6 protein-coding genes are annotated in these 8,873 nt (G+C 75.5%); 3 read left to right on the forward strand and 3 right to left on the reverse strand.

Going from position 1 to position 8,873, the window contains the following annotated elements:
• The first annotated feature begins 555 nt into the window (after positions 1-555).
• The gene (locus ABZ261_RS25075; protein WP_356862795.1) at positions 556-3,519 is read left to right on the forward strand and encodes a BTAD domain-containing putative transcriptional regulator; all 2,964 of its coding nucleotides are present in this window, start codon (positions 556-558) and stop codon (positions 3,517-3,519) included.
• Positions 3,520-3,733: 214 nt separating this feature from the next.
• Positions 3,734-3,919: a hypothetical protein gene (locus ABZ261_RS25080; protein ID WP_356862797.1), complete on the forward strand. Its 186-nt coding sequence runs from the start codon at positions 3,734-3,736 to the stop codon at positions 3,917-3,919.
• A gap of 86 nt (positions 3,920-4,005) precedes the next feature.
• Here the strand turns inward: ABZ261_RS25080 and ABZ261_RS25085 are convergent, their stop codons facing one another.
• From ABZ261_RS25085 to ABZ261_RS25095, 3 genes are all read right to left on the reverse strand, one after another.
• The gene (locus ABZ261_RS25085; RefSeq protein WP_356862799.1) at positions 4,006-4,605 is read right to left on the reverse strand and encodes a hypothetical protein; all 600 of its coding nucleotides are present in this window, start codon (positions 4,603-4,605) and stop codon (positions 4,006-4,008) included.
• A 122-nt stretch (positions 4,606-4,727) separates the two neighbouring features.
• Entirely contained in the window at positions 4,728-7,079 is a 2,352-nt protein-coding gene (locus ABZ261_RS25090; protein WP_356862801.1) for a serine/threonine-protein kinase, read from the reverse strand.
• Between the two features lie 169 nt (positions 7,080-7,248).
• Positions 7,249-7,980 (reverse strand): VOC family protein, encoded by a 732-nt coding sequence (locus ABZ261_RS25095; protein ID WP_356862803.1) that lies wholly within the window; start codon positions 7,978-7,980, stop codon positions 7,249-7,251.
• A 135-nt stretch (positions 7,981-8,115) separates the two neighbouring features.
• On the opposite strand from ABZ261_RS25095, the gene ABZ261_RS25100 reads away from it, so the two are divergent.
• Entirely contained in the window at positions 8,116-8,751 is a 636-nt protein-coding gene (locus tag ABZ261_RS25100; protein WP_356862817.1) for a TetR family transcriptional regulator, read from the forward strand.
• Positions 8,752-8,873: the final 122 nt, after the last annotated feature.

Below are 8,873 nucleotides of genomic sequence, written 5' to 3' on the forward strand. Positions count from 1 at the left end.
TCCCGCGGCGCCTCGCCGCCCCGCTCGGCCGGCGCCTGCCGTGGCGGGCCCCGCCGGGAAGGCGCGGCGGCACGTCCGGTCCGCACGAGCGGCCGAGCCGGGCGCACGCCGGGCCGGCGGCTCCTTCCGGCTGGTCCCCGCGTCCGGTCACCGGCCGCGGTGCGTGCGCGCCCGCCCCGCGCCCGGACCGGCGGTCCGGGCGCCCGCGGCCGCAGGCGCGGCGGCACCTCCGGCCCGCACGAGCAGCCGAGCCGGGCGCACGCCGGGCCGGCGGCTCCTTCCGGCTGGTCCCCGCGTCCGGTCACCGGCCGCGGTGCGTGCGCGCCAGCCCCGCGCCCGGACCGGCGGTCCGGGCGCCCGCGGCCGCAGGCGCGGCGGCACGTCCGGCCCGCACGAGCGGCCGGGCCGCCGGAGGCGCTCGCGGTGCGAAGACCGTGTGAGGGCCGTGTGGACCGCGGCCCGGGGGCCTGTGATCGGTGTCTCCCACGGCTGACGCAACCGCCCCGAACAAGGCAAACTGACGGGGTTGTTCGTGACGCCGGAGGGGGCGAACGCATGGACGGTGGGCCGCGAGTGCCCGGGCAGCGGCGTGGCGGCTGCGAGGCCGTCGCGGAGGCGGAACCGCTGCGGTTCGGCGTGCTCGGTCCGGTGCGGGCCTGGCGCGGCGAGGAGGCGCTCGGCACGGGCTCCCCCCAGCAGCGCGCCCTGCTGGCCGCCCTGCTGCTGCGGGAGGGCCGTACGGCCACGGCGGCCGAACTGATCGACGCCCTGTGGGGGTCCGAGCCGCCGTCCCAGGCGCTGGCGGCGGTCCGCACCTACGCGTCCCGGCTGCGGAAGGTCCTCGGCCCGGGGGCCCTGGTCAGCGAGTCCGGCGGCTACGCGCTGCGCGGGCTGCGCGAGGGCGCCCTGGACGTGGCGGTCGCGCAGGACCTGGCGGCGGAGGCGGAGAAGGCGCGGGGCGCCGGGGACCTGTGCCGGGCCCGCGCCCTGCTGAACCGGGCGCTGGCCCGCTGGGACGGCGAGCCGCTCGCGGGCGTGCCCGGCCCCTACGCCGAGGCCCAGCGGGCCCGGCTGGAGGAATGGCGCCTGAGCCTGCTGGAGTCCCGCCTGGACATGGACCTGGAACAGGGCTGCCACGCCGAGGCGGTCTCGGAGCTGACGGCGCTGACGGCGGCGCACCCCCTGCGCGAGCGGCTGCGGGAACTGCTGATGCTGGCGCTGTACCGGAGCGGCAGGCAGGCGGAGGCGCTCGCGGTGTACGCCGACACCCGCCGCCTGCTGGCCGAGGAGCTGGGCGTGGATCCGCGCCCGGGACTGCGGGAGCTGCAGCAGCGCATCCTGCGCGCGGACCCGGCCCTGGCGGAGCCCTCGGCGCCCGCCGCGGAACCGGCCGCGGTGCGCGTGCGCCCGGCGCAACTGCCCGCCTCCGTGCCGGACTTCACCGGCCGCGCCGCCTTCGTGGCGGACCTCGGCGACGCCCTGTCCGCCCCGTCGCGCGCGGGGGGCCGGGTGATGGCGGTGTCGGCGCTGGCCGGCATCGGGGGCGTGGGCAAGACGACCCTGGCGGTCCACGTGGCCCACCGGGCGCGCACCGCCTTCCCCGACGGCCAGCTGTACGTGGACCTCCAGGGCGCGGGCCCCCGCCCGGCCGAGCCGGAGACGGTCCTCGGCTCCTTCCTGCGCGCCCTCGGCACGGCGGACTCGGCGATCCCGGACTCCCTGGAGGAGCGGGCGGCGCTGTACCGCTCGGTCCTCGACGGCCGCCGCGTCCTGGTGCTGCTGGACAACGCGAAGGACGCGGCGCAGGTGCGGCCGCTGCTGCCCGGCACGGAGGGCTGCGCGGCCCTGGTGACCTCGCGGGTCCGCATGCTCGACCTCGCCGGCGCCCACCTCGTCGACCTCGACGTGATGTCCCCCGACGAGGCGCTGGCGCTGTTCACGCGGATCGTCGGCGAGGAGCGGGTGGCGGCGGAGCGGGACGCCGCCCTGGACGTGGTGGCGGCCTGCGGTTTCCTGCCCCTGGCGATCCGCATCGCGGCCTCCCGCCTGGCGGCCCGCCGCACCTGGACGGTCTCGGTCCTCGCGGCCAAGCTGGCGGACGAACGCCGGCGCCTGGACGAGCTGCAGGCGGGGGACCTCGCGGTCAAGGCCACCTTCGAACTCGGCTACGGCCAGCTGGAACCGGCCCAGGCCCGCGCCTTCCGCCTGCTGGGCCTGGCCGACGGCCCGGACATCTCCCTGGCGGCGGCAGCGGCGGTCCTGGACCTGCCCGCGGAGGAGACGGAGGACCTGCTGGAGTCCCTGGTGGACACGTCCCTGCTGGAGTCGGCGGCGCCCGGCCGCTACCGGTTCCACGACCTGGTCCGGCTGTACGCCCGCTCCTGCGCGGAGCGGGACGAACTGCCGCCCGGCGAACGGCAGGCGGCGCTGTCGCGGCTGCTGGACTTCTACCTGGCCACGACGGCGGGCGTGTACGCCATCGAGCGGCCCGGGGACCGGCTGGTGGACGACCTGGAGACGACGCAGTACCCGGGGCTGCGGTTCGGGGAGGCGACGGCGGCGCTCGACTGGCTGTACTCCGAGGCCGGTCCCCTCCTGGCCTGCGTGCGGCAGTCGGCGGGGACCGGGCGCCTGCGGCGCGGGGTCGACCTGCTGTGGGCGGCCAAGGACCTGACCGAGTCCGGGGCGAACTCCCACCAGTACGAGACCACGGCACGGGCCATGTGCGAGGCGACCCGTGCGGCCGGGGACGCCCGGGCCGAGGGCAGGGCGCGGACCGTCCTGACCGACGTCCTGCTGGTCTCCGGGCGCATCGAGCAGGCGGAGCGGGAGGCCCGGACGGCGATGCGGCTGGCGGAGGGCGTGGGCGACTCGACCGCCGCGAGCTGGGTGGCCAACAACCGGGGCCTGATCTGCCTTCACCAGAGCAGGCACGAGGAGGGCAAGGCCTTCTTCGAGAGAGCCCTCGAAGGCTTGCGGGCCGCGGGGAACCGCCCGTTCGAGGCGACCAGCCTGGGCAATCTGTCCCGCGCGTACCTGGGGATGGGCGACGTCACCCGGGCGGTCGAGATCGCCCGGCGCGGCGTGGCCGCACACAGCGAGATAGGCCGGACCGTGCGCCTCGCCAACAGCCACTACGCGCTGGGCGTCGCCCTGATCCAGGCAGGCCGGCACGGCGAAGCCCTCAGCCAGTTCTCCGACGCACTGCACATCTTCGGGGACCACCGCCAGCGGCTCTGGGAAGGAACCACCAACTTCCGGATCGCCGAGGTGCACCTGGCCGCCGTCCGTCCGGCGCAGGCTGCCCGGCACGCCGAGCAGGCCCTCGCACTGGGCTGCATCGGCGGCGACCGTATGCGCGGGAACGTGCTGACCCTTCTGGGGCAGGCGCTGACCAGGCTCGGACAGATGGACCGGGCGAGGGCGTGCTGGCGTGAGGCGCTCAACCTGTACGAGCAGAGCGGCGCCCCGGAGGCCGAGACGGTGCGGGCGCTCCTCGCACCGACCTCGGCGGCCTGAGAAGCGGTTGCTCGCACGGGCCCCGACGGACGTTCAGCATTCGTTTATCGACGGCTGGCACTCTCTTACGTGCCGGACCGTCGCGTCGGGGGGCAGACGGTCCGACTGGAACCGACCCCGTAGGGTGCGGTTCCGAACGCCCGTCCGGTGGCCTTCGGGGGAGCTCCCGGGCGGGCGTTCCTCACTCGTCACGACAGCAGAGGAACACGAGATCATGAGCGACCAGACCAAGGACACCGCGGTCACTCCGCAGGACAACGCGATGCCCACGCCGCCTGCCGAGGACGAGACGATCACGACGCTCGACAACGCCATGCCGACGGGTCCCCTCAAGGACGCCGTCAAGACGATGGACAACGCCATGCCCGCTCCGCCCGCCCTGGGTCTGGACGGCAAGTAGACCTTCATCCCGACGGGGGGATCGGCCGCGGCGGCGCGGAGGGGGAGCCGCCGCGGCCGAGGCGTGTCCGGGGGACGCGTCGCGCGTCAGTCCACCGGTTCCGCCACCGGGTCCACCGTGCAGTGGTCGACCTCCTGGATCAGCCCGTCGTCGCGGGGTCCGGAGGCGCTGACGAGGTCCACGTGGACGCGCGCGCTGCCGTCCGCGGGCACCGTGACCCGCGCCGAGTTGCGGGCGACCGTCGTGTCCTGCTCGCCGGCGAACTCGACCTGGACCCTGAAGTCGGCCTCCCGGCGGTTGGGGTTGGCAACCTCGACGGTCGCGTACGGCGCCTTCTCGGTGGCGCAGCTCACCAGCCGCGCCTTGCCGTGCTTCAGCTCCGTGCCGCCGGACGAGGAGGTGGACCGGGGCGTGGCCCCGCGGCGGTAGGACCCGCCGCCCGTGCCACTGCCGTTGCCGTGGCCGCCGCCGGTGGCGTCGTAGGCGCCGGCGGAGTCGTCGTACCTGCCGCCGCCCGAGGTGGACGACGAACCGTCGTGGTCCTGGTGCGAGCTGCTGCACCCGCCTGCGCCGCCGCTCCCGTGGCGGCTGTGGTGCCGGCCCGCGGAGAAGCCGGTCAGGCTGAGCACCACCAGGGCCAGTACGGCCGTGAACCTGAGCGTGCGCGTCCGTGTGTGCATGGGCATGCCACGACCCTACCGACCGGGCGGCACCGCGTGGCGGGCGCCGGACGGCCGGGGTAGCGTCGGCCGTGGACGGCCGCCGTCCGGAACCCTTCCGTGCGCACCCGGTACGACGGCCGTCGCGGTCACGCCGTCCGCGCGGTGCCCGTGCCCTTCTCCGCGTCCAGCGCGTACACGCACCGGTCCTTGCTGCACGCGTACACCACCCCGTCCCTGACCACCGGCGAACCGGTGATCTCGCCGCCCGTGGCGAGCTTCCAGCGCAGCCGGCCGTCGTCGGCCTTCAGGGTGTAGAGCAGGTGGTCGGTGGAGCCGAAGTGGATGCGGCCCTCGGCGACCGCGGGGGCGCCCACCACGTCGCCGCCCGCCTGGAACCGCCACTTGGGCGTGCCGGTGACCGCGTCCAGGGTGTACAGGCCCTTGCCGCTGCCGACGTGCACGTGCCCGGCGGCCACCAGGACCGGTTCGACGGAGGAGCGGGCCTCCGTCGCGATGCGCCAGCGGTCGCGGCCGTCGGCGGCGTCGAGGGCGTAGACGGTGCCGAGGTAGTCGGCGAGGTAGACGCCGCCGCCGGTGACGGCCGGGCCCGGGGCGAAGGCGGGCGGGCACAGGAAGACCGCGGGGGCCTCGAAGTGCCAGCGGACCCTGCCGGTCGCCGCCTCGACGGCGAGGACCCGGGTGCCGGCGCAGACGTAGACGTGCCCGTCGGCGGCCGGGGTGAGACGGACCGGCACGCCGCCGCAGGAGGCCGCGTCGCCGATGGGGTAGGACCAGCGTTCGTCGCCGGTGCGGGCGTCCAGGGCGCGCAGCCGGGCGTCCTGCCAGACGTACACCGTGCCGTCGTGGACGGCCGGGCCCGCCTCGGGGGACTCGAAGTCGGTCTGGCAGCCGGTGATCTCCCAGAGCTTCCGGCCGCTCGACGCCTCCCAGGCCTGGACGCCGCCGCCGCGGGTGCCGGTGACGACCGTGCCCCGGTCGGCCTGCAGGCAGTACACCCAGGCGTCCGTGGACAGCCGCCACAGGTCGGTGCCCTCGCGGGCGTCCAGGGCGAACAGGGTGGGGCCGTCGGAGGCGTGGATGCGGCCGTCGGCGACGGCCATGGACCAGGCGACGTCGCGGGTCTTGAAGCGGCGGCGGCCGGTGGCCACGTCGAGGGCGTGCACCTCGAAGGAGGTGACGTAGACCAGGTCCCCGTCGACGGCGGGGGTGCCCCACACGTCGTTGGACATGCGGAAACGCCACGGCCGCCAGCCGCCGGAGGTCTCCGGGGGCGCCGGCGGCACGGGCGGGACCGCGGGGTCGGCGCCGGCCACGCCGGGGCGGGGCCGGGACCAGCTGGCCACCAGGCCGGCCTCGGGCGGGGGCGCCTTGACGGCGGCGGCGCGGGCGTCGGCGACCCGGGGGCCGGGGCCGATGGGCACCTGGGCGCCGGCCAGCCGGACCGGGCCGGTGTCGGGGGCGCCGGTCGGCGCGGGCGCCGGGGCGGGCACCGGGGGGTCGTAGGGCGGCGGCGGGGGCACGGTCTGCCGGCCGCCGCTGCGGGGGCCCGGGGCGGCGGCCGGGGCGAGCTGGGCCGTGGGGCGGCCGCCGCGGCGGGACTCGATGAGGGCGACGGCCTTCTCCGGCAGCCAGGCGGAGGCGGTGCCGCTGTCGTCGGAGCCGGAGCCGAACAGGTGCGGGGCGAGCTGGGCCTGGAGGTCGGCCGGGGTGGGGCGGGCGGAGGCGTCCATCTGCATGCAGGCCTCGATGAGCGGACGCAGCTCGTCCGGCAGGCCGGTGAGGTCGGGGCCCTCGCGCAGCAGCATGAAGACGGTCTCGACCGGGTTGGCGCCGTGGAAGGGCGGGTGGCCGGTGGCCGCGAAGACGAGGGTGGAGCCGAGGGAGAAGACGTCGCTGGCGCCGGTGACGCTGCGGGAGTCCTTGGCCTGCTCCGGGGACATGTAGGCGGGGGTGCCCACGGCGACGTTCGTCATCGTCAAGCGGGTGTTCGAGACGCCGGAGGCGATGCCGAAGTCGATCACCCGGGGGCCGTCCTCGACCACGAGCACGTTGGAGGGCTTGAGGTCGCGGTGGACCAGGCCCGCGCCGTGGATGGACTGCAGGGCCTCCGCCACGCCCGCCGCGAGCCAGCGCACGGCCTGCGCCGGCAGCGGCCCGCACTCGTTCACTATCTCTTCCAGCGAGGGCGCGGGGACGTAGGCGGAGGCCAGCCACGGGACGGGGGCGCGCGGGTCGGCGTCGACCACGGCCGCGGTGTAGAAACCGGAGACCGCGCGGGCCGCCTCCACCTCGCGGGTGAAGCGGACCCGGAACAGCTGGTCCTCGGCCAGCTCGGTGCGCACCGTCTTGATCGCCACGCGCCGGCCGGACGCCGAGCGCGCGAGATAGACCAGCCCCATGCCGCCGGCGCCCAGCCGGCCCAGCACCTCGAACGGCCCGATCCGCCGCGGATCGTGCTGCGTCAGCTGATCCACCACTTGCCTGCCACCTCCCCGTACGAGCCGCGCCACCCACATATGTACGCGGCCGAAGTGCAGCGTCTCACCACCGCACCGCCGTGGCGGCACGCACCCCGATTCTTCCTGGCCGGGCGGCCGGTTGCGAACCCGGCGAAAAAACGGGGTGTCTCATGCCAAAGCGGGCGTATCAGCGCTCCAGCAGCGCGAACGACGCCCCTTGATTGTCGGCGACGACGGCCACCCGCCCGTACGTCGTCTCGAAGGGTGGCCCCTGCACCCGCCCGCCGAGCCGCTGGACCGCCCCGACCGCCTCGTCCAGGTCCGCGACCCGGAAGTGGGTGAGGAAGTGCGGGGGCATCTCCGGAGCGAACACCTCGGAGACGTCCGCGCGGCCGAAGTCGGGCCGCGCGCCGGCGCCGAACAGGGCGTCGTGGAACAGGTCCCCGTAGAAGGCGTTGGCCGCGGCGGTGTTCCGGGTGTACAGCTGCGCCCAGGCGAAGGTGTTCGGCTCGTGCCGCCGCCCGAAGCCGCGGTGCGTTCCGGCCTGCCACAGGCCGAACACCGCGCCCTCCGGGTCGGCGGCCAGGGCGGCGGTGCCGAGCCCGCCCACCGGGTACGGGGCGACGACCACCTGCCCGCCGGCCGCCGTGATCCGCCGGCCGAGGGCCGCGGCGTCGGGGGTGGCGAAGGAGACCGTCCAGACGGTGGGCATCCGGCCGTCCGTCTTGGGGGCCAGCGAGGCGACGGGGCCGCCGTCCAGCAGGGCCCACACCGAGGAGCCGTACGCCTCCTCGAAGGTCCACCCGAAGAGATCACCGTAGAACCGCTTGCCCGCCTCGGCGTCGGGCAGCTGGGCGTCCACCCAGCAGGGCACGCCCTCCCTGTACGGCTCGTGCGCGGATGCGCTATTTTCGGCCATGTCGTCAAAGTAACCGGGTTACGCGCACCCCGCAGGACCAGGCACACCGTCCCCGCGGCCCCCGCGCACCCCATTTGCAGTCGGCCGAATCGCGCTCAGATCACCCCTCGGTAAGCTGACGACATGACAGGACAAGTGCGTACCGTCGACGGCCGCGTGGCCGGCCGGCGTGGGCAGGCGACCCGGCAGAAGCTGCTCGACTGCCTCAGCGAGATGCTCAGCTCCTCCCCCTACCGGGACGTCAAGGTCATCGATGTCGCCCGGAAGGCGGGCACGTCGCCCGCGACCTTCTACCAGTACTTCCCGGACGTCGAGGGCGCGGTCCTGGAGCTCGCCGAGCAGATGGCGGCCGAGGGCGCGGGGCTGACCGAACTGCTCGAGGGACGCACCTGGACCGGCCGGTCCGGCTGGCAGACGGCGCAGGAACTCGTGGACGGCTTCCTGGAGTTCTGGCGCAGGCACGATGCGATCCTGCGCGTGGTGGACCTCGGCGCGGCCGAGGGGGACAAGCGCTTCAACAAGATCCGCATGAAGATCCTGAACTCGGTGAACGTCTCCCTCGCGGACTCCATCGCGGAGCTGCAGTCCAAGGGCAGGGTCGACAAGGACGTGAACCCGGCGGCGGTGGCCGGTGCGCTGGTCACGATGCTCGCGGCGGTCGCGGCCCACCAGAAGGGGTTCTCGTCCGCGGGCGTGAAGGCGGCCCAACTCAAGCCCAACCTGGCCCTGTTGGTGCACCTGGGCGTGACCGGCAGGAGGCCGTCGAAATAGGCGCCTCCCCACCTACCGGGGCACTCCCGGAGACCAAGTCCTGTCTGGCGGGCCTCCCGCAGCACCCGCTCCCGCAGCATCCGTGCGGCCTCCGGGTCGTACTCGGCGAGGTCCGGATCGGG

The sequence above is a fragment of the Streptomyces sp. NPDC006193 genome, from assembly GCF_040613915.1.
In the GTDB taxonomy this organism is placed as follows: domain Bacteria; phylum Actinomycetota; class Actinomycetes; order Streptomycetales; family Streptomycetaceae; genus Streptomyces.